Annotated in this window: 19 protein-coding genes and 1 tRNA gene; 13 read left to right on the plus strand and 7 right to left on the minus strand. The window is 62.1% G+C overall.

From position 1 onward, the window contains the following. Nucleotides 1–20 precede the first annotated feature (20 nt). Nucleotides 21–1,424, plus strand: coding sequence for a 3-isopropylmalate dehydratase large subunit (leuC, locus tag VR71_RS13855; RefSeq protein ID WP_009817645.1), 1,404 nt, complete (start codon nt 21–23; stop codon nt 1,422–1,424). A gap of 50 nt (nt 1,425–1,474) precedes the next feature. On the opposite strand, the gene VR71_RS13860 is transcribed toward leuC, so the two are convergent. Further along, nucleotides 1,475–2,083, minus strand: coding sequence for an isopropylmalate isomerase (locus VR71_RS13860; protein WP_296430420.1), 609 nt, complete (start codon nt 2,081–2,083; stop codon nt 1,475–1,477). Between the two features lie 87 nt (nt 2,084–2,170). Here VR71_RS13860 and leuD point away from each other — a divergent pair, with 87 nt between their 5' ends. The 4 genes from leuD (at nt 2,171) to leuB (ending at nt 6,199) form a co-directional block, all read left to right on the plus strand. After that, the gene (leuD, locus tag VR71_RS13865) at nt 2,171–2,776 is read left to right on the plus strand and encodes a 3-isopropylmalate dehydratase small subunit (RefSeq protein ID WP_009817643.1); all 606 of its coding nucleotides are present in this window, start codon (nt 2,171–2,173) and stop codon (nt 2,774–2,776) included. A 370-nt stretch (nt 2,777–3,146) separates the two neighbouring features. After that, nucleotides 3,147–3,959, plus strand: a complete 813-nt coding sequence (locus VR71_RS13870) for a hypothetical protein (protein WP_296430430.1) — start codon at nt 3,147–3,149, stop codon at nt 3,957–3,959. Between the two features lie 14 nt (nt 3,960–3,973). Continuing rightward, nucleotides 3,974–5,014, plus strand: a complete 1,041-nt coding sequence (locus tag VR71_RS13875; protein WP_254656401.1) for an endonuclease/exonuclease/phosphatase family protein — start codon at nt 3,974–3,976, stop codon at nt 5,012–5,014. A gap of 78 nt (nt 5,015–5,092) precedes the next feature. Next, a complete protein-coding gene (gene leuB / locus VR71_RS13880) occupies nt 5,093–6,199 on the plus strand; it encodes a 3-isopropylmalate dehydrogenase (protein WP_009817640.1) in 1,107 nt (368 codons plus the stop codon). 285 nt (nt 6,200–6,484) lie between these two features. Here leuB and adh read toward each other — a convergent pair whose 3' ends face one another. Further along, entirely contained in the window at nt 6,485–8,005 is a 1,521-nt protein-coding gene (gene adh, locus VR71_RS13885; RefSeq protein WP_009817639.1) for an aldehyde dehydrogenase, read from the minus strand. Nucleotides 8,006–8,127: 122 nt separating this feature from the next. Next, nucleotides 8,128–8,994 (minus strand): GAF domain-containing protein, encoded by an 867-nt coding sequence (locus tag VR71_RS13890; protein ID WP_045684871.1) that lies wholly within the window; start codon nt 8,992–8,994, stop codon nt 8,128–8,130. Between the two features lie 262 nt (nt 8,995–9,256). Between VR71_RS13890 and VR71_RS13895 the strand changes: the two genes are divergently transcribed. Next, a tRNA-Pro gene (locus VR71_RS13895) sits at nt 9,257–9,333 on the plus strand. A 121-nt stretch (nt 9,334–9,454) separates the two neighbouring features. Here VR71_RS13895 and VR71_RS13900 read toward each other — a convergent pair. The 3 genes from VR71_RS13900 to VR71_RS13910 form a co-directional block, all read right to left on the minus strand. Beyond that, nucleotides 9,455–11,806: a DUF6851 domain-containing protein gene (locus VR71_RS13900; protein ID WP_045684873.1), complete on the minus strand. Its 2,352-nt coding sequence runs from the start codon at nt 11,804–11,806 to the stop codon at nt 9,455–9,457. A 359-nt stretch (nt 11,807–12,165) separates the two neighbouring features. Then, nucleotides 12,166–14,931 (minus strand): [protein-PII] uridylyltransferase, encoded by a 2,766-nt coding sequence (locus VR71_RS13905; protein WP_045684875.1) that lies wholly within the window; start codon nt 14,929–14,931, stop codon nt 12,166–12,168. A gap of 46 nt (nt 14,932–14,977) precedes the next feature. Beyond that, nucleotides 14,978–16,156 (minus strand): penicillin-binding protein activator, encoded by a 1,179-nt coding sequence (locus tag VR71_RS13910; protein ID WP_045684878.1) that lies wholly within the window; start codon nt 16,154–16,156, stop codon nt 14,978–14,980. A gap of 88 nt (nt 16,157–16,244) precedes the next feature. Between VR71_RS13910 and rsmI the strand changes: the two genes are divergently transcribed. From rsmI to VR71_RS13930, 4 genes are read left to right on the plus strand one after another with little or no spacing between them, the layout of a single operon-like run. Beyond that, nucleotides 16,245–17,120 carry a 16S rRNA (cytidine(1402)-2'-O)-methyltransferase gene (rsmI, locus tag VR71_RS13915; protein ID WP_040651312.1) on the plus strand — a complete coding sequence of 292 codons (876 nt, stop codon included), beginning with the start codon at nt 16,245–16,247 and terminating at the stop codon, nt 17,118–17,120. 3 nt (nt 17,121–17,123) lie between these two features. After that, nucleotides 17,124–17,558: a YraN family protein gene (locus VR71_RS13920; protein WP_045684880.1), complete on the plus strand. Its 435-nt coding sequence runs from the start codon at nt 17,124–17,126 to the stop codon at nt 17,556–17,558. Nucleotides 17,559–17,616: 58 nt separating this feature from the next. After that, the gene (gshB, locus tag VR71_RS13925) at nt 17,617–18,552 is read left to right on the plus strand and encodes a glutathione synthase (RefSeq protein WP_045684882.1); all 936 of its coding nucleotides are present in this window, start codon (nt 17,617–17,619) and stop codon (nt 18,550–18,552) included. Beyond that, complete coding sequence (locus VR71_RS13930) at nt 18,549–19,427, plus strand: alpha/beta hydrolase fold domain-containing protein (protein WP_045684885.1); 879 nt, start codon at nt 18,549–18,551, stop codon at nt 19,425–19,427. Before gshB ends, VR71_RS13930 begins: the two co-directional genes overlap by 4 nt. On the opposite strand, the gene VR71_RS13935 is transcribed toward VR71_RS13930, so the two are convergent. Continuing rightward, a complete protein-coding gene (locus VR71_RS13935) occupies nt 19,414–20,928 on the minus strand; it encodes a YifB family Mg chelatase-like AAA ATPase (protein WP_045684887.1) in 1,515 nt (504 codons plus the stop codon). The genes VR71_RS13930 and VR71_RS13935 overlap by 14 nt on opposite strands. A 155-nt stretch (nt 20,929–21,083) precedes the next feature. On the opposite strand from VR71_RS13935, the gene rpiA reads away from it, so the two are divergent. The 3 genes from rpiA (at nt 21,084) to hflK (ending at nt 24,461) form a co-directional block, all read left to right on the plus strand. Next, entirely contained in the window at nt 21,084–21,872 is a 789-nt protein-coding gene (rpiA, locus tag VR71_RS13940) for a ribose-5-phosphate isomerase RpiA (RefSeq protein ID WP_040650512.1), read from the plus strand. Nucleotides 21,873–21,881: 9 nt separating this feature from the next. Beyond that, nucleotides 21,882–23,237 carry a glutathione-disulfide reductase gene (gene gor, locus VR71_RS13945; protein ID WP_045684891.1) on the plus strand — a complete coding sequence of 452 codons (1,356 nt, stop codon included), beginning with the start codon at nt 21,882–21,884 and terminating at the stop codon, nt 23,235–23,237. A 69-nt stretch (nt 23,238–23,306) separates the two neighbouring features. Beyond that, nucleotides 23,307–24,461, plus strand: a complete 1,155-nt coding sequence (gene hflK / locus VR71_RS13950; RefSeq protein ID WP_045684894.1) for an FtsH protease activity modulator HflK — start codon at nt 23,307–23,309, stop codon at nt 24,459–24,461. Nucleotides 24,462–24,464 lie beyond the last annotated feature (3 nt).

Raw genomic sequence — 24,464 nt, forward strand, 5'->3', positions numbered from 1 at the left:
AGCAAAACGGGAGAGGACGCATGTCCCCCAAGACACTCTATGACAAGATATGGGATGCCCATGTGGCCCATGAGGCCGAAGATGGCACCTGCCTTCTGTATATTGACCGTCACCTCGTGCATGAGGTGACGAGCCCACAAGCCTTTGAAGGGTTGCGTATGGCGGGGCGCGCGGTACATGCGCCCGACAAGACCATTGCCGTGCCGGATCACAACGTGCCGACCACGCTGGACCGCGCCAAGGGAATCGAGAATGAAGAAAGCCGCATTCAGGTCGAGGCGCTGGACAAGAATGCCAAGGATTTTGGTATTCATTACTACCCGGTGTCGGATGTACGTCAGGGCATCGTGCATATTGTCGGGCCTGAGCAAGGCTGGACCCTGCCCGGCATGACCGTGGTTTGCGGCGACAGCCACACTGCCACGCATGGTGCCTTTGGCGCGCTCGCGCATGGCATCGGCACGTCTGAGGTCGAGCATGTGCTGGCGACGCAGACGCTCATTCAGCGCAAGGGCAAGAACATGAAGGTCGAGATCACCGGCAAGCTGCGCCCCGGTGTGACCGCCAAGGACATCACCCTGTCGGTGATCGGCGAGACCGGCACCGCAGGCGGCACCGGCTATGTGATCGAATATTGTGGTGAGGCCATTCGCGATCTGAGCATGGAAGGCCGCATGACGGTCTGCAACATGGCGATTGAGGGCGGTGCGCGCGCAGGCCTGATCGCGCCAGATGAAAAGACGTTTGAGTATGTCAAAGGTCGCCCGCATGCGCCCAAGGGCGCGCAGTGGGAAGCGGCGCTCAACTGGTGGAAAACGCTCTATTCCGATGATGACGCGCATTGGGACAAGGTGGTGACACTCAAGGGCGAGGATATTGCCCCTGTGGTCACATGGGGCACCAGCCCCGAGGACGTTTTGCCGATCACCGCAAGCGTGCCTGCGCCTGAGGATTTCAAGGGTGGCAAGGTCGATGCGGTCAAGCGCGCGTTGGAGTATATGGGCCTCAAACCCGGTCAGAAGCTGAGTGATGTGGAGATCGACACAGTCTTTATCGGCTCCTGCACCAATGGCCGGATCGAGGATCTGCGCGCGGCGGCGGCAATCCTGAAGGGCAAGAAGGTCAAGGCGGGCTTGCGCGCCATGATCGTGCCGGGCTCTGGTCTTGTGCGTGCTCAGGCCGAGGAAGAGGGGCTGGCGGATATCTTTATCGAGGCCGGATTTGAATGGCGTCTTGCGGGCTGTTCGATGTGTCTGGCGATGAACCCGGATCAGTTGTCACCGGGAGAGCGCTGTGCGGCAACGTCGAACCGCAATTTCGAGGGTCGTCAGGGCCGCGGCGGGCGCACGCACCTCATGAGCCCTGCCATGGCGGCGGCGGCGGCGATCACCGGCAAGCTGACAGATGTCCGGGAGATGATGTGATGGCAGGAAACTGGCCGATAAGGTCAGATCTCGTGCCGCATGTTACACGTTCAAGGCTTCGATCCCTGCGAGCCATCCGGCTTCAGGGATCGCAAGTGCTGACGCGATCCATAGGCCCAAATGGCATTCACAAAGATCAAAGCAATCCCAGACAGTTCGAGCGCCCAGTTCATGCGGACGTTTGCCACGGTCATGCCGATGATCCTGTCGAAATGGTGAAATCCAACTGCGCGGATGGCGATGAAGGTCAGCAGAATTCCAAGGCCGCACAGCGCTATGCCGATACGACCGAGATGGCGACGCAATCTGACGAGAGCGATCACCATGATTGCGACGCTAGCGGCCAGCAGTGCGAGGATGAAGCCAAACTGGACCGAGCCTCGGTTTTCGTACCACCCTTGCATTTGGGAAATACAGCGGCCCGTGGCCGTGAGTGCGGATTGCAGATCAAGCTGTTTGTTCACAGCGAGAAAGAGCAAGACAATGGACAGAATTGTCCAGAACCGACGGTCCTGCACACGGACCCGCGCAGTTGCAAAGCAAAGAAATCCCGTAACCGCGTAACCGCCAACAGTAATCCAACCCATGACGGATGGGTCGCCAATGCGCGGCGACCAGCGATGCGAGATGCAATCATAAAGCGTCGCGATGTCAATCATGTCCATGGGATGAGGTTACACATGTCTGCTTGTTTGCCAATAACGGAAAGCCGGATCGACGGGCTTGGCCGAGGATAGGAGAATAGAATGGAAAAGTTTGAGAAACTCAGCGGTATTGCCGCCCCCCTGCCCCTGATCAATGTCGATACCGATATGATCATCCCCAAGCAGTTTCTGAAGACCATCAAGCGGTCCGGTTTGGGCGTCAACCTCTTTGATGAGATGCGCTATGATGATGACGGCAAGGAGATCCCTGAGTTCGTGCTGAACAAGCCGCAGTATCGCGACGCGCAAATTCTGGTCGCGGGCGATAATTTCGGCTGTGGATCAAGCCGCGAGCATGCGCCTTGGGCGATCAAGGACTTTGGTATCCGCTGCGTCATTGCGCCGAGCTATGCCGACATCTTTTACAACAACTGCTTCAAGAACGGCATCCTGCCCATTGCCCTACCGCAGGATCAGGTCGATGTGCTGATGAAAGAGGCCGAGAAGGGCGCCAATGCGCGCATCGAGGTCGATCTCGAGGCACAGACGGTGTCGACATCGGAGGGGGTGGTATTCGCCTTTGAAGTCGATGCGTTCAAGAAACACTGCTTGCTCGAAGGGTTGGACGATATCGGTCTGACACTCGAAAAGGCGAGTGCCATTGAAGCGTTTGAATCGAGCGCAGCACAGGCGCGCCCCTGGGTCTGACCAAGACTGGGGAAGACATGGAAGCGTCGCGGGCTTGCTCGCGGCGCTTTCTCTTTGACCAGCCCCTCTTGTGGTGCCTTGGGTGAAATCCACAAGATACAGTGTTTACAGCATCTTAGGTCACAAAGCTGCTGCAAGTTTGATGCAATCCTGCACCAGTTGCACCCTCAATCGGCCTTAAATCTTTCTTCTTATTAACCAAAGGCTTGTGGTGAAGGGTGAAAGAAGGCAAAAATTGGGCAAGATTGAGGCAGCCCGCCACAAAGCGCGGGACCAAGTTGGCACAAGGGCGCGGCACTGTACCGCGACCGACCAAGTTGTAGGGGAACGGGCAGTGTTTTCACTGATTCCAGGCGCGCTTGCGCGGGCGATGCTTATTGTAATTCTGGTGGCAACACCCTCTCTTGTCGTGCCATCGACAGGGGCGGACACGGCGCAGATCGTGATCGTCTTGTCGTTACTCGCGGGGTTCATGACCTTTATCGAATATTACGGCAAGTATCCCAGCATCATCGAATTCCGCTTTGCGCCGCCGTTAAACCGGTGCAAGTTCTTTGCCTTGGCGGCCATTCTGTTTTCACTGTCGATGATCGTGCGCGGAACGACCGATCCGACTGGATGGACTGACGGGTTGACGCAGTTTGGGCGTGGTTTGGGCGAAGCGATTGATTTTCCCTATTCCCCCGTGCGTCTGGTTGTACTGATGATGCCAGCCAATGCCGATGTCGCCCTGATCGACATGGTGCGGATTGCCTCGGGTATTTCCTATACGTTCTCGCTGGCGATGATCCTATATTTCGTGACGCTGGTGCGGTTTTTGGGATGGCCTGCGCGTTCGGGTGCATTCAACGTCTGGGTCAACCTGCCGCTGTTTGACCCCACTGGAGGTGGCGATGTGCTGCACCGCTTGCGCCGGGATGCGGGTCTTAACATTGTATTAGGATCTTTGCTGCCATTCTTGATCCCGGCGGCGGTCCGTGCCGCCTCGAACGCGATAGACCCGATCTCCATCGCGAACCCGCAAACCTTGATCTGGACGATGACCGCATGGGCCTTTCTTCCTGCCAGCATGTTCATGCGCGGGATCGCGATGAGCCGGATCGCCGATATGATCGAGGACAAGCGCCGCCGTGCCTATGCCGAAGGCGATGCAATGACCGGCAAAGGGTTGCAAAGCGCCTGATTGCGGCGGTGCTGGTGCTGGCGTTCTGCACCCTGCCCGCGCACTCCGAGACCCTGCGTCTTGCAAGTTGGAATGTGAAACTGGACCGCGCCGGACCGGGGCTGCTCTTGCGGGATATTCTGTCAGGGAGCGATCCGCAGATCGAGGCCGTGGCAGGGGTGCTGTTGGTCGTTCGGCCCGACATTCTAGTGTTGCAAGGTGTCGATCACGACCTTGATTTGCTTGCCGTCAAAGCATTGCGGGACCGGATCGCGCAGGGCGGCGGGCCGCGATATGATCATCTCTTTGCGCCCCGCCCCAATAGTGGGATGGCAACGGCGCTCGATATGGATGGCGACGGGCGACGTGGCGGGCCACGCGATGCGCAGGGGTATGGCGACTTTGCGGGTCAGGGCGGCATGGCGCTCTTGTCGCGCTATCCTGTGGATCAGACTGAAGCGCAGGATTTCAGCACGCTCTTATGGCGCGACCTACCCGGCGCGCTCTTGCCGGTGCGGGATGGCCTGCCGTTTCCCTCAGAGGCCGCGCAGGCGGTGCAACGGTTGTCGTCCAATGGACATTGGATAGTGCCGGTGATGCTCGCATCGGGACCGATGCTTGTGATGACATTTCACGCCACACCGCCGGTGTTTGACGGGCCGGAGGATTTGAACGGGCGGCGCAACCATGATGAAATCCGGTTCTGGCAGCTTTACTTTGATGGGGTGTTCGGGCCGCCGCCACAGGGGCGCTTCGTGCTGATGGGCGATGCCAACCTGGACCCCGAGGCCAGTGACGGGCAGCACCAAGCGATCCATGATCTGCTGGCCGATCCACGCCTGCAAGATCCGCGCCCGATGCGCCCCGAACCGGGGCCGGATGCCATGCGCCTGCACACCGTCCATTGGCCACCGCCCGGCCCTGGCGCACGGCGGGTGTCCTATATCCTGCCCTCTCGTGATCTCAACGTGGCAGGCGCGGGCGTGCATTGGCCGCCCGAGGACACGCCAGAGGGGGATTTGGCGGCCACGGCCAGCCCTCATCGTTTGGTGTGGGTCGATCTGAGTCTGCCGTAACTTCGGGGTTTCTTGACCATTCCAGGGCTTGCGTATAGGCCAACGGGCAACAGCAAATGCAACCCGAGGAAACGCCCCATGAGCAACCCATCGCTTCTTATTCTGCCCGGTGACGGGATCGGCCCCGAGGTCATGACCGAAGTGGTCAAGATCATCGACTGGTACGGGGCCAAGCGGGGGCTGGCGTTTGACGTGTCCGAGGATCTGGTGGGCGGGGCCGCCTATGACAAGCACGGGGTCCCGCTGCATGACGACACGATGGCGAAGGCGCAAGAGGTCGATGCCGTGCTCTTGGGCGCCGTGGGCGGGCCGAAATACGACAGCCTCGATTTCAGCGTCAAGCCCGAGCGCGGCCTCTTGCGGCTGCGCAAGGAAATGGACCTCTTTGCCAACTTGCGCCCGGCGCAATGCTTTGACGCGCTGGCGGATTTTTCCAGCCTCAAGCGCGATGTGGTGGCCGGTCTCGACATCATGATCGTGCGCGAATTGACGTCTGGCATCTATTTCGGCGAGCCGCGCGGCATTTTCACCGAAGGCAACGAGCGCGTGGGCATCAACACGCAGCGCTACACCGAGAGCGAGATCGACCGCGTGGCGCGCGCTGCGTTCGAGCTGGCGCGCAAGCGGGGCAACCGGGTCTGCTCGATGGAAAAGGCCAATGTGATGGAATCCGGCGTGCTCTGGCGCGAGGTCGTGCAAAAGGTGCATGACGCGGATTACCCCGATGTGGAGCTGAGCCACATGTATGCTGACAACGGGGCCATGCAGCTTGTCCGCGCGCCCAAGCAATTCGACGTGATCGTGACCGACAACCTCTTTGGTGACGTGCTCAGCGACTGCGCGGCGATGCTGACCGGCTCTTTGGGCATGCTGCCCTCGGCCTCGCTTGGTCTGCCGATGGCCAATGGTCGGCCCAAGGCGCTCTATGAGCCGGTGCATGGCTCTGCCCCCGATATTGCCGGTCAGGGCAAGGCCAATCCGATCGCCTGTATCCTGAGCTTTGCCATGGCGCTGCGCTATTCCTTTGATCAGGGGGATGAAGCGACGCGGTTGGAGAAGGCCGTGGAACAGGTGCTCGCCGATGGGCTGCGCACCGCTGACCTCTTGGGCGAAGAGGGTGTGACGCCGGTGTCTACCTCGCAAATGGGCGATGCGATTGTGGCGGCGCTTGACGCGAGTCTCTGAGACGAAGTTGGTTAAAGCTCGAGAGGCCCGCGAATGTCGCGGGCCTTTTTCGTTGGGCGAACGCACATTCTTTGGTTCGCACAAAACAAAGGTTGCCATTATTTAAGAAAGAGAGATCGGCAGTCATCGCCCGCGCGGAATCAAGCCCGAAGGGCGCCGCGCGATCGCTGGGCCGTCCCGCAGCCTAACGACCGCGCGGTTTCGCTTAGGGTTCCTGCACCGTTCAAGCCGAAACAAAACCGCAGGGGAAGACCCCGGCGGCTCGCACTCGTCACCTGCGTCTACTCAGAAAAACCCGAGCTTGTTGGGGTTGTAGCTGACCAGCATGTTCTTGGTCTGCTGGTAATGGTCCAGCATCATCTTGTGATTTTCGCGCCCGATGCCGGACTGTTTGTAGCCGCCAAAGGCCGCATGAGCCGGGTAGGCGTGGTAATTGTTGACCCAGACGCGGCCCGCCTCGACAGCGCGGCCAAAGCGGTAGGCCCGTGTGCCATCGCGGGTCCAGACACCGGCACCAAGGCCGTACATCGTGTCATTGGCGATGGCGAGCGCCTCGGCCTCGTCCTTGAAGGTCGTCACGCTGACAACCGGCCCAAAGATTTCCTCCTGGAACACGCGCATCTTGTTGTGCCCCTTGAGGATGGTGGGCTGGATGTAATAGCCGCCCGCAATCTCGCCGTTGAAGCGTGCAGCGTCGCCGCCCACCAGCACTTCGGCCCCCTCTTCCACCCCGATGGTGAAATAGGACATGATCTTGTCGAATTGCTGTTGGCTGGCCTGTGCGCCGACCATCGTGTTCATCTCGCGCGGGTCGCCCTGCTGGATCGCCTTCACGCGGGCGATGCAGCGCGCGATGAATTCCTCGTAGATGTCTTCTTGAATCAGCGCGCGGCTGGGGCAGGTGCAGACCTCGCCCTGATTGAAGGCAAAGAGAACAAAGCCCTCGACCGCCTTGTCGAGAAAGGCGTCATCGGCGGCCATCACATCCGAAAAGAAGATATTGGGGGATTTGCCGCCCAGTTCCAGCGTGACGGGAATGAGGTTTTCAGTGGCGGCCTGCATTATCTTGCGGCCCGTCGCGGTCGAGCCGGTAAAGGCGATCTTGGCGATCCGGGTTGAGCGGGCGAGCGGCGAGCCCACTTCGGCCCCCATGCCGTTGACGATGTTCAAGACACCCGCGGGCAGCAGATCGGCGATGAGTTCAGCCAGCACCATGATCGCGGCGGGCGTTTGCTCGGCCGGTTTCAGCACGATGCAATTGCCTGCGGCGAGGGCCGGGGCAAGTTTCCAGGCCGCCATCAGGATCGAGAAGTTCCACGGGATGATCTGGCCCACAACGCCCAAGGGTTCGTGGAAATGATAGGCGACCGTGTCATTGTCGATCTCGGACATGGTGCCCTCTTGCCCGCGCAGGACACCCGCGAAATAGCGGAAATGGTCGATGGCAAGCGGGATGTCGGCAAATGTGGTCTCGCGGATGGGCTTGCCATTGTCCCAGGTCTCGGCCTGCGCCAGAAGGTCGAGATTGGCCTCGAGCACATCGGCGATCTTGAGCAGGGTGTTGGAGCGCTCGGTTGCAGAGGTACGTCCCCACGCTTCGCGCGCGGCATGGGCGGCATCAAGCGCCAGTTCCACATCCATCGCGTCAGAGCGGGCGACCTCGCAGACCACTTCGCCGGTGATGGGTGTGACATTGTCAAAATAGCGCCCATTCACGGGGGGCACGAATGTGCCGCCGATGAAATTGTCATAGCGCGTCTTGAAGGGCGAGGCATAGCTGCCCGCGACTTGGGTCATCTCGTTCATTGGGGTTCCTCCGTTGCCCCCGGTCCTCCGCCGGGAATAACCAGAGAATGCGCCCTGCCCCATGTGCCGTCACCGGGGGGGCGCGCGGTGCATGAGGCAACCTGTCTCAGGACTGAGACACATCAATGCAGATTTTCACCGATCCCCAGCCGTTTCATCCGGCGATAGAGTGTGGCGCGCCCGATACCCAAGGCGCGGGCGGCCTCGGACACATTGCCAGAGGCGCGCGTGAGGGCACGAATCACCGCTGCCCGCTCGGCCCGTTCAAAGCCGCTGGGGCCGTCGTCGCGGCCAAAGATGTCAGAGGCGGGAATGGGGCGGATCGGGCCGATGGCCCCCAGATTGAACGCCTTGCGCGCGGCACGGGTGGCGCCTACGACGATGTCATCGGCATCGACCGCCAGCAGCATCGCCGCCTCGGTCTCGTCATGGTCGGCATAGAGGATGCGGGCGCGTGGATGGGCGGCGCGGAAATTGTCGGCCTCGATCTGGCGGGCGGTCTGGGCCACCATCGCAGCAATCAGGCGGTTGAACGCCTCGGTCTGATCGACGCGGGCCGAGGACACATCGAGCGCACCGATGATGCGCCCGTCGGCGCCATAGATCGGCGCATCCATACAGCTCATCGCGGTGTTGCGGGCGAGAAAATGCTCATCGCGGTGGATGATCACGCGACGATCCTCGGCGATGCAGGTGCCGATCCCATTGGTGCCCTCTGCCGCCTCGGACCAATCGGCCCCTTGCCAGAGTCCCCAGTCCTGAAAGATCGCGGCGTCACCCTGAGCGCAGCGTTGATCGAGCACGACACCTTCGGCATCGGTCAAGAGCACGGCGCAGCCGGAATGCCCGACGAGACCGAATAGCTGGTCGAGTTTGGGGGCGGCCACCTGAAGGAATTGCGCATGGTCGCTCTGCCGAACCAGAAGATTGCGGGCATCAACCCGCTCAGGCGCGCGGTGCTCTGCCGGGTCCAGCCCATGTTTGAGCATGGAGCGCCGCCATGAGGCCACGATGCGCGAGCGTGCCGGGGCGGAGCCAGACTGCGATTCCGCGAGAACCTTGTCGACATGGGTGCGGCGATGGGTGATTTGGGGCCTCCGGAGCCTGCAACACTGTGGTTTCAGGACACCTTAGACGCCCTGCCCACCCGCCCTGTCAATCCGACCTTCGGACCGGTTGGCAAGTCCGGGCGAAAGACCGCGAAACCCCTTGCAATGCACCGCCTCGCGGTATAATCGCCTGTCTCACGGTCGGGCTGTAGCGCAGCCTGGTAGCGCACCTGCTTCGGGAGCAGGGGGTCGGAGGTTCGAATCCTCTCAGCCCGACCAGTGACTTCGCTCAGACGAAAGCCGCACGCAAAAGGCCCCTTTCGGGGCCTTTGGTTTGTCTGCTGTGATCCGCGTTTCGCTGGGTCAGAGGGGGGCCGCCTGCGCCGCCCCACGCCCATGATCAGAGGAAGCTAAAGCTGTCGATCGTGAGATCCGCCGCGAGCACGGACTCGAGCAGCACGTCGTTGCCATTGACGTTGAACTGGGCACCCGCGAACGTGTCAACGATGCCGAGAGCATCAAAGAAGCCCTGAAGCCCGTTGCCGCCGTTGTCGAGATCGTTGACGCGAATCAGGACGCTGTCGACGCCTACTTCGAAATCGGTGATGACATCGACATCGCCCGCGACGAACTCGTTAAACACAAAGAGTTCCACACCGTCACCGCCGGTCATCACGTCATTGCCTGCGCCGCCATTGATCGTGTCGTTTCCGGCACCACCGTCGATGAGATCGTCACGCCCGCCACCAGCGAGGAAATCGTCGCCGTCACCGCCAAAGAGATCGTCATCGCCTTCTCCGGCACCGACCTGATCATTGCCAGCACCGCCCAGGATCGTGTCCTGTCCGGTGCCGCCGCCGATGAGGTCGTCGCCATCGCCACCGTCGATGCTGTCGTTGCCAAAGCTGCCGGAGATCGAGTCGTTGTCAGCGCCACCTCCCAGAGTGTCGCTGCCGGCACCACCGCTGACCACGTCATTGCCGTCACCGCCTGCGGCGATGTCATCGCCTTGGCCCGCGCCGATCACGTCATCGCCGGTGCCACCGTCGATCGTGTCATTGCCCAGACCGCCACCGATCCGGTCATTGCCATCCCCACCGAGAACGCTGTCATTGCCATCGCTGGCAGCCAGCACGTCATCGCCAGCACCGCCTTCGATCGTGTCGTCACCAGCACCGCCGACGACGCTGTCATTGCCAGCGCCCTCAAGTGCAAGGGCTCCGTCATCGGAGAGGGTGGTGAAATCCGACCCGCCGTTGCGGAAAAGCGCGCTCCACCGGACTTCGGCGTTGGCGGCGACGTTTTCACCGACCTCAAGGCCACGCAGGTTGCCATCCTGAATGTGGATGCCGCCAAAAATACGCGACATGCCTGCTTCTTGGGCCGCTTCGGTGAGGGTTTCCCACCGCAGCACAACCGGGTCGCCGCCTGCAACAAAATCCTCGAAGGCGAGATCGCTTGTGACAAATTCACCAATCACATCAACACCTTCGACCCCATCAAGATCGTAATTGCTGAGGCTGGTTCCGTCGTAATAGGTGTCACTGCCGAGATAAGCGGAAAGGGTACGCGCAGCGGCCATCGAAAAGGTCGAGTGACCCGAGACGAATTCCGGGAAGGGCGGCGTAGGTGCCGTCACATTCTGATACGGCAGCCAGTTCTGGCCAAGGATCGTCTGCGTGCCCTGATTTGGGCCACCCCAGGCCTGAATCTCTTGATCGAAGAAGAGATCGCGAATGGCCGAGTAGGGGCGGATGTAGGTATAGGTGTATTTCGCTTCCCAAGTTGCGATCCCGGCATCGAGGATGGCCGTGCTCAGGGCAAAGAACATCTCGGCATCCTGGTCGATCCCATGACCTTCGCGCAGGGCGAGATCCTGGGCGATCTGGAACCAATGCCCCGGAGGGGTCTCGCCACGCGGACCATTGGCCCAATATTCAGCAATCACCTTTTGTTCATCGGTGAGGTTGGCGGAAATCTCAAGCACTTGAGCGATCTGGTCCCGGTAGGCCTGATCGCCTGTCGTCACATTGCCAAGCCCATCTGTATACTCGGAAAAATCGCCCAAGAGTGGCGGAGGAGCCGGGCGGAACTGGTCGCCTGAGGTCAGGGCAAAACCCTCGACGCCGCCCCAATGCGGGGTCAGGGCCACCTGATCCTTAAAGGTGCTGGGGTCGTCATTATCAAAGATCGGAATGCCGTTCACATCCGTCAGCGTGCCATTTGCCTCGCGCAGTGGCTGCCACAGGTTGGGATCGAAATTCTCACCACCGGGCGCGCGGTCGGAGGTCGGGTCGGCCTCGTTCACCGGAACAAAGCCCGTTGTGTCGGCAAACCCGTTTTCTGCGTTGGAGCCGTCGGTTTCGCGGGCGGTGAAGACGTTTTGGGCGGCTAGGGTGCCGAGACCTGCGGGGGTTTCGGGATCGGTCGATGCGGTAGCGGGATCGTAACCCAGGTCTTGCATCAGCGCGTCGAAATCGGCGGTCCGCTCAGGATAGAGCGCGACGAGCGCGGTGTAGGCTGCGAAACTGACCGCTTCGGCCTTGTTTTCTTCGGTATTTGCGAGCGATGTCGCGATCTCGGAGTAATGACCGGAGGCGCTTGGGGACAGGGCGGCATAGGCGTCATAGACGGCAGCGCTGACGATATGGAGTTGATAGGTTGTCGGTGTGGGGGCCGGGCCACCCTCGCGGATGACTTGAAGTTGAAGCTCGTTCCACTGGGCAACGACAGATTGTTCAATGTTTTCCATGAATTTGTCCTATTTATATATGCGTTTCGCCGGTCTTCACATGACTTCACGTAGCGTCACGTTTGCGTGTAAACGTCATTTTGATCAAGTAATTTATGATCAAATTCACCGATCAGAGCAGGTTTTTAGGGATTGTCGCCTCGTTCAGGCGCAAGCACCGCTTAACGCGAGCTACAAGGCGCATAACCGCGCCGTACGGTTGTGCGGTGAAAACGTACGTCGGCGTCGGGCCGTATCAGGCCGAAGGACTTGCGTGGCGCAAGAGGCGAGTCCCCGCGCGGCAAACGCCGCGCGTTTTTGGGCGCGGCATGACATTTGCCCTTTCGTTGCCCCCGTCCCTGCCCCCGTCCCCGCCCCGGTCAGGTGGTGGCGCGCTCCACGCCTTCGGCGATGGCCGCGCGGAGTTTGCGTTCCAGGGCGGCGCGTTTGCTCTCGGAGTGGAATTTCAGCCCGAACATATCCTTGACATAGAAGGTATCGACCACCTGCTCGCCAAAGGTCGCGATCACGGCGGAGGCGATATAGACGTTGTTGGCCGCGAGCGTGCGGGTGAGGTCATAGAGCAGGCCGGGACGGTCGCGTGTGTCGACCTCGATGATGGTGTAGATTTCGGACCCGTCATTATCGAAGGTGATATGGGTGGGCACGCGAAAGGCGCGCTCGCGCTTCTTGAGCTTGTCGCGGGATTTGATGGCCTCGCGGGGGACCACCTCGCCCTTCAATGTCTTTTGGATCATGTTGCGCAGGCGCGGCAGGCGGTCGGATTCGAACGGGTGGCCATCGGCATCCTGTATCCAGAACACGGCCGTCGCAAAGCCATCCTTGGACGTATAGGTGCGCGCGTCCACCACATTGGCCCCAACGAGGGCCAGGGCCCCGGCCAGCCGTGAGAAGATGCCCGGATGATCGGCCAGCGCGAAACAGGCGCGGGTGGCGTCTCGGTCCTCGTCAATTGCCAGATCAATGGCAATCTCGTCCTCGGTCAGGTTGTGCAGGAGGCGGGCAAAGACCACATGCGCGGTGACATGCAGCCCCTGCCAATAGGGCGGATAGTGGCGCGAGGTCTCGTGTTTGAGATCCTTGGCGTCCCAACCGGGCAGCGCCTCGCGCAGATTGCGCTTGGCGTCCGAGCCGCGCTGTTCGCGGTTGAGATCCTCAAGCCCGCCTTCCATGGCGCGGCGGGTCTGACGGTAGAGGGCGCGCAGGAGCGAGGCCTTCCAATTGTTCCAAGTGCCGGGGCCGACGCCGCGAATGTCACAGACGGTGAGCAAGAGCAGCAGGTCAAGCCGCTCGCGGGTCTGCACTGCCTTGGCAAAATCGCGCACGGTGCGCGGATCGGCGATGTCGCGTTTCTGGGCCATGTCGGACATCAGGAGGTGATAGCGCACCAGCCATTCAACGGTGTCCACCTCGCGCGGCTTCAATCCCAGACGGGGCCCGACGCGGCGGGCGATGCGGGCGCCCAAGATGGCGTGGTCCTCTTCGCGCCCTTTGCCGATATCATGCAGGAGGAGCGCCACGTAAAGCACGCGGCGGTTGATCCCCTCCTTGAGGATGGAGGAAGACACCGGGAGTTCCTCGATCAACTCGCGGCGTTCGATTTGAGCCAGATGCGAGATACATTGGATGATGTGTTCATCCACCGTGTAGTGGTGATACATGTTGAATTGCATCATCGCCACGATGGGTTCGAATTCCGGGATAAAGGCAGAGAGCACGCCCAGTTCGTTCATGCGTCTGAGGGCGCGTTCGGGGTTGCCGTGTTTCAGCAGCAGGTCGAGAAACAGTTTTTGCGCGGCGGGGTCGTTGCGCATGCGCTCGTCGATCAGCCGGATATTGGCGGAGACCAAGAGCATCGCGTCAGGGTGGATCAAAAGGCCGGTGCGCAGCCCCTCTTCAAACAGCCGCAAAAGATTGAGCGGGTCCGCTAGAAAGGTTTTGGGATCAGCTATGCCAAGACGCCCATGCACCTCAACATAGCCTTGTTTCAGCGTCTTGCGGCGGCGCAGAAGCCGTTGCAACAGCGGTTGGGATTTGACTTGTGTCGCCTCAAGTTTGGTCAGGAAGATGCGCGTCAGGTCGCCCACCGAGGTGGCATGGCGGAAATACTCCTGCATGAAGATTTCAACCCCGCGCCGGGCGGCGGTGTCGACATAGCCCATGCGCTGTGCCACCTCGACCTGCATGTCAAAGGTCAACTGGTCATTGGGCCGCCCGATGATCAGGTGCAGATGGCAGCGCACCGCCCAGAGGAAATTCTCGGCCTTGGCGAAGGTCGAGAATTCCTCGGGAGTGAACATGCCCAGCGCCACAAGGTCACTGACGTCGCGGACGCGGTGCAGGTATTTGGCGATCCAGAACATCGATTGCAGGTCGCGCAATCCGCCCTTGCCCTCTTTGACATTGGGCTCGACCATATAGCGCTCGCCCTGCTTTTCATGGCGGGCGTCGCGTTCTTCCAGCTTGGCCTCGGTAAAGGCGCGCTCGGTGCCCTTGAAGAGATCGTCCCAGAGGCGTTGGTTGAGTTTCTCGGCCAGCGGCGCCTCGCCCGCCAGAAAGCGGTTTTCCAAGAGCGCCGTGCGGATGGTGTAATCATCCCCGCCCAAGCGCAGGCAGTCGCGGATGGTGCGGCTGGCATGGCCCACCTTGAGGCGCAAATCCCAGAGCATGTAGAGCATCGATTCGATGACACTCTCGGCCCAAGGGGTGATCTTGTAGGGCGTGAGAAAGAGCAGATCGACATCGGAATGTGGTGCCATTTCACCGCGCCCATAGCCGCCCACGGCAAAGACGGCGATACGCTCGGCCTCGGTCGGGTTGGGCAGCGGGTGCATGATGCGGGTGGCAATATCGAGCGTGGTCAGGATCACGCAATCGGTGAGCCAGCAATAGGCGCGGGTCGTCGGGCGGGCCTCGAAGGGCTGCGCCGCAAGCCCTGTGGCAATGGCGTCGCGGCCCTGTTTGATTTGCGCCGCAAGGCAGGTGACGACGGCACGGCGCAGCGCGACCATGTCGCCGCCCGCCTCAGCCACCGCGCGGTCAATCTCCGCCGCGACGGCGGGGATGTCAAAAATCGTCTCGGCCGGACAGATCAGATCGTCCCGCGCTGATATGGCCTGCCTCATGCTATGCGTTTCGCACCCGTTTCAGAGGCCGAGAGAAAGGCGTGGTTCAAAATCCGGCCCCGCCAAAGCTCTGGGGGGCAGGTGACAGGATGGACACACGCTTGTCGCTGATGGTGGCGACGGCAAGGCCGCGTTCATTGCTGCCATCGGGACGCAGGCGAAAGACGCCACTGACACCCTGAAACCCGGCCGATTGGGTCAGCGCATTGCGACCCAGCGCCTCGCGGCTGCCGGATTTCACCAACGCCCCCACGGCGGCGATGCCGTCATAGGCGAGGCTGGCGATGGGATGCGGCGTGTTGCCATAAGCGGCGCTGAAGCGTCCGGTGAACTGGTTGGCGCGGGCCGGGTCCGGCAGGGCGAACCAGCCGCCCTGCACGCCCGGCAGATCGAGCGTCTGCGGCGGGGTATCCCAGCGCGACAGGCCGATATACTGCACCCGGTCGGGACCAAGCCCGTTCTCCGGCAGCATCTGGGTAAAGAGCGGCAGGGCACCGGCAGAGTTGGCGGTGAGGAAAATGGCGTCGGCGGAATTGGTTTCGGCGGCGGTCTTGATCTTGGGGATGGCGTCGATCACGCCGGTTTGGGAAAACTCATAGCCGACGCTGCCCGCCAACGTCGCCCCGTTGTCGCGCACCGCCTGTTCGATGGCGGCGCGGCCAAGTTGCCCTGCGAGATTGTCCGAATAGACGGCCATGATGCGGGATTTCCCCTGACGGGTGGCGAAATTCGCGAGCCGGTTGGCGGTGTTCTGGAAGGTCTGACCGAGGATGAAGAGATTGCCGCCCGCGATGGTTGGGTTGTTGGAAAAGGCCAGCACGTTGATGTTGCGCGGGGCCATGGCGACCGCCACGGCATTGGCCGATTCGGCATGCAGCGGCCCGATGATGATGCGCGCGCCATCTGCGGCGGCGTTGAGGGCGGCCTGCTGCGCCTGTCCAGCCTGACCGGCCGTGCCATAGACGCGCAGGTCGATCTGAACGCCTGCGAGGTCCGAGACGGCGAGCCGCGCCGCGTTTTCCAGATCGCGCGCCAACTGCGCCTCTTGGGCGTCACCGCTGCCATGTGGCACGAGGAGCGCCACGGGCACAGAGCCGGAGGGTACGGTGCCGCCGCCGCCGGGTGTGGCGACCGAAATCGGTTGGCAAGCCGCCAGCACGAGAGCGGCCAGAACCAGGAGAGGGCGGGTGAACGGCTTGCGGATCGTTTGTAAAACGGCGAACATGGTCAGGTCTCACTCCCTTTTTTGCGGTTTGCCTGTGGCCAGACGCGATTGCGGGCAATCATAACGGTCATACGGAGCGGGTCCAGTGGTGAATCCCATAGAGCAGAAACTGGCCGGTGGTCTTTACCTTATCGCGACCCCGATCGGGGCGGCGCGCGACATCACGCTGCGCGCGCTCGACATTCTCGCCTCGGCGGATGTGTTGGTGGCCGAAGACACGCGGAGCCTGCGCCGGCTGATGGAAATTCATGGCGTCCCGCTCCGGGATCGCCCGATGTGGGCCTATCATGACCACAATGGCGGGCGCATGCGGCCCAAGATCCTTGAGGCGCTGGACGCGGGGCAATCGGTGGTTTACGCCTCTGAGGCCGGGACGCCGATGGTCGCGGACCCGGGGTTTGATCTGGGACGCGCGGCGGTGGCGGAGGGCTATACCCTCATCTCGGCCCCCGGACCCTCGGCGGTGATCACGGCGTTGACGCTCGCCGGATTGCCGACCGATCGGTTTCTCTTTGCCGGGTTCCTGCCCAACACCGCTTCGAAGCGCAAGGCGGTGCTGAAGGAGTTGGCCGGGGTGCCCGCAACCCTGGCCTTTTACGAATCACCCAAGCGGGTGGCGGGCATGCTGCGCGATGCCGCCGAGGTGCTGGGCGGGACACGATCCGCCGCAGTCTGCCGCGAGCTGACCAAGAAATTCGAGGAGGTCCGGCGCGGAACGCTGGAGGAATTGGCGCAGATCTGGGCCGATGCGCCGCCAAAGGGCGAAATTGTCGTGATTATTGATCGCGGAAGTTTGGAGAAAATTAGGGAAGTTGATTTAGACCAGATGGTGCTGGAGGCGCTGCAAGGGCATTCTGTGCGCGATGCGGCGGATCTGGTGGCGACAGAGACGGGCACGCCGCGGCGTGAGGTCTATCAACGCGCCTTGCTTTTGGCAAAGGGCAGGCAAGAAGAGACGGAGTAAGAGATGCGACAACTGGCATTTGACTTTGAGGCGGTTGGCGTGGCGGCGATTGTGCTGGCCCCAGATGTCTTGCGCCGTCAGGACCGGGGGCGGCGGGCCTATCTCTCGGGTCAGGCGGCGGAAGCGAGCGTTTTGCGCGCCTATGAGCGGCGGGGGGCATCCCTCTTGCATCAGCGCTGGCGCGGGCAAAGCGGTGAGATCGACATGATCCTGCGTGCGCCCGATACCTATGTGTTCTGCGAGGTCAAGCAAGCGGCCAGTTTTGATCTGGCATTGCAGCGATTGCATCAGGGGCAGATGCGGCGGATCTATGCGGCGGCGTCGGAATATCTGGGCCTCTTACCCGAGGGGCAATTGGCCCCTGTCCGCTTTGATCTGGGGATCGTGGATGGCAGGGGCGATGTGCGCATACTCGAGAATGCCTTTGGCCATTTCTGAATTGCGTGCCCGCCCGTCATGCCGCATGTAAGCGGGAGACCGAAAAAAGGGGCAGGACATGAAAATCGCCTTTCAGATGGACCCGATCGGGCCGATCAATATCAACGGAGACAGCACCTTTCGCCTCGCGGAAGAGGCGCAGGCGCGGGGGCATGAGCTGTTTTATTACACGCCCGACCGGCTGGCCTATGACGAGGGGCGGGTCACGGCACGGGGGTGGCCGCTGACGGTGCAGCGGGTTCAGGGCGACCATTTCCGGCTGGGCGAGGAACAGACGGTCGATCTGGCAGAGTTTGATGTGGTCTGGCTGCGGCAGGATCCGCCGTTTGACATGTTCTACATCACCACGACGCATATATTGCAGCGTCTGAGCCCCGGAACATTGGTGGTCAATGATCCGTTCTGGGTGCGGAACTATCCCGAGAAGCTGCTGATTCTCGATTTTCCAGACCTGATGCCCCCCACCGCGATTGCCCGCGATCTGGACACGATCCGGGCGTTTCGGGCGCGGCATGGCGATGTGATCCTCAAGCCGCTCTATGGCAATGGTGGCGCGGGCGTGTTCCACCTGCCCGAGAGCGACCGCAATCTCGCCAGCCTGCATGAGATGTTCACCGGGTTCAGCCGCGAGCCTCTTATTGTCCAGAAATACCTGCCTGCCGTGAGCAAGGGCGACAAGCGGGTGATTCTGGTGGATGGAGAAGCCGTCGGCGCGATCAACCGCGTGCCCGCCCAAGGCGAGACACGGTCCAACATGCATGTGGGCGGGCGCGCCGAGAAGGTTGCACTCACCGAGCGGGATCTGGAAATCTGCGCCGCGATTGGTCCGCTCTTGCGCGAAAAGGGACAGGTTTTCGTGGGGATTGACGTGATTGGTCATTACCTGACCGAGATCAACGTGACCTCGCCCACAGGCATTCAAGAGCTGGAGCGGTTCGACGGGGTGAACATCGCGGCCAAGGTGTGGGAGGCGATCGAGGCGCGGCGGACATGAGTTGGCAGCTGGCCCTTTTGAACCGCCATCTGCGCTGGTTCGAGAAACCGGCGCTGGCACGCCATGACAAAGACCGTCTCCGGCGGTCCTTTGCGTTCAAGTCGCGGCTCTATTTCCATGCCCCCTTCGGCACTATGTTTCAGCGCGACATGCTGGGCGGGGTGCCGGTGCAATGGGCGCGGGCCCGTGGTGCGCGGCCTGCGCCCGTGCTCCTCTACTTCCATGGCGGGGCCTATGTCTTTGGCACCTCGACCACCCATCGGGCGATGCTGGCCAAGCTGTCGGCGTTGACAGGCCTGCCCGCTTGCCTGCCTGATTATCGCTTGGCGCCCGAGCATCGCTTTCCGGCGCAGATCGAGGATGCGCTGGCCGCGTACCGCGCGCTCCGGGCCGCGCAGGATGTGATCATCGGCGGGGACAGTGCAGGCGGCGGGCTGGCGCTGGCGTTGTTGCATGAGATTCTGGCGCAAGATCTCGCCCCGCCCTTGGGCGTCTTTGCCTTTTCGCCGCTCACGGATATGACCTATTCCGGGGCCTCGGTGATCGAGAATGACACGCGCGATTGTGTGCTCTCCGCAGGTCGAATCGGCGAGATGCTGGAGATGTTTCTGGGCACAGATGACCCGCGCGATCCGCGCGCCTCGCCGCTCTTTGGCCGTTTTACCGGCGCACCGCCGGTGTGGATGACGGTGGGCGATACGGAAATCCTGCGCGATGATGCCCTGCGGATGCAGGCCGCGCTGGAGGTGCAGGGCGTGCAAGGCGTGCTCTCGGTCAAGCCCGATCATCCGCATGTCTGGCCCCTCTTTCACAATGTCCTGCCCGAAGCGGGGGCGAGCCTGCGCGATCTGGCGGGGTGGATCAGGTCTCTTTGAGACCGGCCACGCGAAAACTGACCGCCTCGGCGACATGCGGCAGGCGGACATCCACAGAGCCGTCGAGATCGGCGATGGTGCGCGCGACGCGAAGGACGCGGTGATAGCCACGCGCGGTGAGGCCAAAGCGGGTGGCGACGCGGGTGATGAGCGCGCGACCGTCGGGATCGGGGGTGGCGATGTCGTCGAGCACCGCCCCTTCGGCATCGGCGTTGAGGCGCATATGGGCATGGCCGGCAAAGCGCGCCGCCTGCACCGCCCGCGCCCCCGCGACCCGGCCTGCGACCGTGCTCGAGGCATCGCCGGAGGCGGGCAGATCGAGATCGGAGAAGGCGACGGGGGGCACCTCGACGCGCAGATCGAAGCGGTCCATCAGGGGGCCGGAGATGCGGCCGATGTAATCCTCGCCGCAGTTGGGCGCGCGCGCGCAGGCGCGATTCGGGTCCGAGAGATAGCCGCATTTGCAGGGGTTGGCGGCGGCTACAAGCATGAAACGGCAGGGATATTTCACATGCGCATTGGCGCGGGCAACCATGACCTCGCCGGTCTCGATCGGCTGGCGCAGGGTTTCGAGCACGGTGCGGGGGAATTCGGGGAATTCATCCATGAAGAGCACGCCGTTATGCGCGAGGCTGATTTCGCCGGGCTTGGCACTGCGCCCTCCACCGACGATGGCGGCCATCGAGGCGGTGTGATGCGGCTCGCGAAAGGGGCGCGCACGGTTGATGCCGCCCTCGGTCAGCAGCCCGGCGAGGGAATGGATCATCGAGGTTTCGAGCGCCTCGGGCGCGGAGAGCGGCGGCAGGATGCCGGGCAGGCGCGCCGCGAGCATGGATTTGCCGGAGCCGGGCGTGCCGATCATCATCAGGTGGTGGCGCCCGGCGGCGGCGATCTCGAGCGCGCGTTTGGCGCGCTCCTGCCCCTTGACGTCGCGCAGGTCGCGGGTGGCGGGAGCGGCGATCACCTCGCCGGGGTTCGCGGCAGCAATGAGCGCCTGTCCGGTGTAGTGGCGCACGACATCGGTGAGCGAGGCGGCGGCGATCACCTGCACCGCGCCGACCCATGCCGCCTCGGGGCCGCAGGATTTGGGGCAAAGCAGGATGCGGTTTTCCTCGGCGGCGGCCATGGCGGCGGGGAGCGCGCCGATCACTGCGATGAGTGTACCGTCGAGCGACAGTTCTCCGAGGGCCGTGGTGCCCTCTGCCGCGTCATGCGGGATGATTTCGAGGGCGGCCAAGAGGGCGAGCGCGATGGGCAGATCGAAATGGCTGCCCTCTTTGGGCATATCGGCGGGCGAGAGATTGATGGTGATGCGTTTGGACGGCAGGGCGATGGCCATGGCCGAGAGCGCCGCGCGCACCCGGTCGCGGGCCTCGGACACCGCCTTATCGGGCAGGCCGACGAGCGAGAAGGCTGGCACGCCTGCGGTGATGGCACATTGCACCTCGACTGGCCGCGCCTCGACCCCCTCAAAAGCCACGGTATAGGCGCGCGCGACCATGCGGTCCCCTATGGTTGATGCCGTATTAATGCCTAGCGCGGCAGGGGTTTAGGAATGGTTAACGGGCGCGGGGCGGACAACCGGGGCGAATTCGGTCTCGCACCTGCGCCGCATCTCTCATATAACCCCTGCGAAACATGCTGGGAGTCGCTGCCATGACCGGAGAATTGTCGCCGATCGACAAGGCCAAGTTTGTCGCCGCCAAGCGGTCGGTGGATTTCGTCGAAGACGGGATGCGCGTGGGTCTTGGCACCGGATCGACCGCCGCCTGGATGGTGCGCTGTTTGGGCGAGATGGTGCGCGAGGGCGGGTTGCGCATTCGCGGCGTACCGACATCGACGCGCACAGCGGAATTGGCGCGGGAAGTCGGCATTGAGGTGATCAGTCTGGATGAGGCCAAGTGGCTGGATCTCACGATTGACGGGGCGGACGAGTTCGACAGCAATCTCAACCTGATCAAAGGTGGCGGCGGTGCGCTCTTGCAGGAAAAGATCGTAGCGACAGCCTCGGATCAGATGATCGTGATTGCCGATGTCGGCAAGGAAGTGGAGACGCTGGGCGCGTTTCCCCTTCCGGTTGAGGTGATCCCGTTTGGCTGGCAGACCACAAAATCGCTGGTCGAGGAATTGCTGATCAATATGGATGTGCTGGGGCGCAACACCTCGCTGCGGATGAATGGCGCGCGGCCGTTTATCACCGATGAGGGCAATTATATCCTCGATTTGCATCTGGGCCGGATTGGTGCTGCGCATCAACTGTCGATGGCGCTCAACCAGATGCCGGGGGTAGTGGAGAACGGGCTGTTCCTTGATATTTGTGATGTGGTCATTCTGGGCTATGGCGATGGGCGGGTCGAGACACGCGACATCAACGAGGGCACGGTCGAGGAAGATCGGCTCGATTTCGTCGAGACCGACAATCTCTTTCGTGATCTGACGGACTGAGGGAGCAGCATGGCGTTTGACTATGATCTTTTCGTAATTGGCGGCGGTTCTGGCGGGGTGCGCGCGGCGCGGGTCGCAGCACAGAGCGGCGCGCGCGTGGCCTTGGCCGAAGAGGACCGTTACGGCGGCACCTGTGTCATTCGCGGCTGTGTGCCGAAAAAGCTGATGGTGTTTGCCTCGGAATATCGCGGCGCGATGGCCGATGCGCAGGCCTATGGCTGGACGGTGCATGCGGGCGGGTTCGACTGGCCCACGTTCCGGGACAAGCTGCATGCCGAGTTGGACCGGCTGGAAGGGGTCTATCGCGGCGTTCTCGAGACGAACGGAGTCGAGACCTATGACTGCCGCGCCGCGCTGGTTGATCCGCATACGGTGGAATTGGCCGATGGCACGCGGCTGAGCGCCAAGCATATCCTCATTGCCACGGGCGGGCGGCCCGTGAAACCCGATCTGCCGGGGGCAGAGCATGCGATCACCAGCAATGAGATTTTCCATCTGGAGAAGCTGCCAAGGTCGATATTGATCATTGGCGGCGGCTATATCGCCTGTGAGTTTGCCTGTATCCTCAACGGGTTGGGGGTGCAGGTCACGCAGTTCTATCGCGGCGCACAAGTCCTGCGCGGTTTTGACGACGAGGCGCGCGGCCTCGTGTCGGAGGAGATGATCGCCTCTGGGATCAAATTGCATCTGGGCACCAATATCGAGGCGATGGGCGTGGTCGAGGGCGGCTATCGCGTGACCGGCACCAACGGCAGCGAGGCCGTGTTCGAGCAGGTGATGTTTGCCACCGGGCGCGCGCCCAACACGGAAAATCTGGGGCTCGATGCCACGGGCGTCGCGGTCGGGCGCAAGGGTGAGATCCTGGTCGATAGCTATAGCCAGACCGGCGTGCCGTCGGTCTATGCGATTGGCGATGTGACCGACCGGGTCAACCTGACGCCGGTGGCAATCCGCGAGGGCATGGCCTTTGTCGAGACGGTGTTCAAGGGCAACCCGACCCCGGTCGATCACCATCTCATCCCCACGGCGGTTTTCACCCAGCCCGAGATGGGCACGGTGGGGCTGAGCGAGGAAGAGGCGCGCGACCAAGAGGCGATTGAGGTTTATGCAACCTCGTTCCGGCCCATGCAGACCGCCTTTGCCGGACGGCCCGACCGGGTGCTGATGAAACTGATCGTCAGTCAGGCCACCCGCAAAGTGCTGGGGTGTCATATCGTAGCACCCGGTGCGGGGGAATTGATCCAGCTTGCCGGCATTGCCGTCAAGATGGGGGCAACAAAAGAGGATTTTGACCGCACCGTGGCGGTGCATCCGACCATGTCGGAAGAACTGGTGACGATGAAAACGCCTGTGCGCACCGCTTGATTTTTCACCTGTGCTGCACAGGTAATGAACCAAGCCGGGAGCGGCAGGACAACAAGGGAAGACATACGTATGGCTGGAAACTCTGGCGGCCCGTGGGGCGGCGGCGGAAATTCGGGCGGTGGCGGCGATGACCGCGACCGCAACACAGGGGGTGGAAAACGCCCCCCCGAGGGAGGACCGCAACTGCCTGAAATCGACGCATTGGTGCGCAAGGGTCAGGATCAGCTCCGCGTTCTGATGGGCGGGCGTGGCGGCGGCAACCGGGGCAACGGCACCGGCGGCGGCGACGGGCCACAATTCGGCAAGGGCACGGTTGGTCTGGCTGTGTTGGGGGCTGTGGCGCTCTGGGTCTTTGCCAGCGTTTACACGGTCAAGCCGGAGGAGCAATCGGTCGAATTGTTTCTGGGTGAATATTACAAGACCGGCAATCCGGGTCTGAACTTTGCCCCTTGGCCGCTGGTCACGGCAGAGATTGTCAATGTGACGTCGGAACGGACCGAAGACGTTGGCCGCAGCACCGGCGCGCGCGAAGAGGGTCTGATGCTGACGACGGATGCCAATATCGTCGATATCGGGTTTCAGGTGGTGTGGAATATCTCTGATCCCGGCAAGCTGTTGTTCAATATCCGCGATCCGCAACTGACGGTGCAGGCCGTGTCGGAATCGGTGATGCGCGAGATCATCGCCGCGTCGAACCTTGCGCCGATCCTCAACCGGGATCGTGGGATCATCGCGGATACGGCGATGCAGAACATTCAGGAATCCTTGGATGAATATGACAGCGGTATCCGGATCGTTCGGGTCAACCTCGACAAGGCGGATCCGCCGAACGAGGTGATCGACAGCTTCCGCGAGGTGCAGGCCGCCGAGCAGGAGCGCGACAGGCTGCAACGGCAGGCGGATGCCTATGCCAACCGGGCGCTCGCCGAAGCGCGCGGTCAGGCCGCACAAATTCTTGAGGATTCAGAGGGCTACCGCGCCCGCGTGGTCAACGAATCGCAGGGTGACGCGAGCCGGTTCACGTCGGTTCTGACGGAATATTCCAAAGCGCAGGACGTCACGCGCAAGCGTCTCTATCTCGAGACGATGGAGCGGGTCTTGGGCGATATCGACAAGACCATCCTCGACAGTTCGATCGTGGGGACCGAAGGCGGCGGCAATGGCGTCGTGCCCTATCTGCCGCTGAACGAGCTGCGCCGCAATACCACCAGCGAGGGGAACTGAGAT

It is taken from the genome of Roseovarius sp. BRH_c41, assembly GCF_000961715.1.
Classification (GTDB): Bacteria; Pseudomonadota; Alphaproteobacteria; order Rhodobacterales; family Rhodobacteraceae; genus Roseovarius.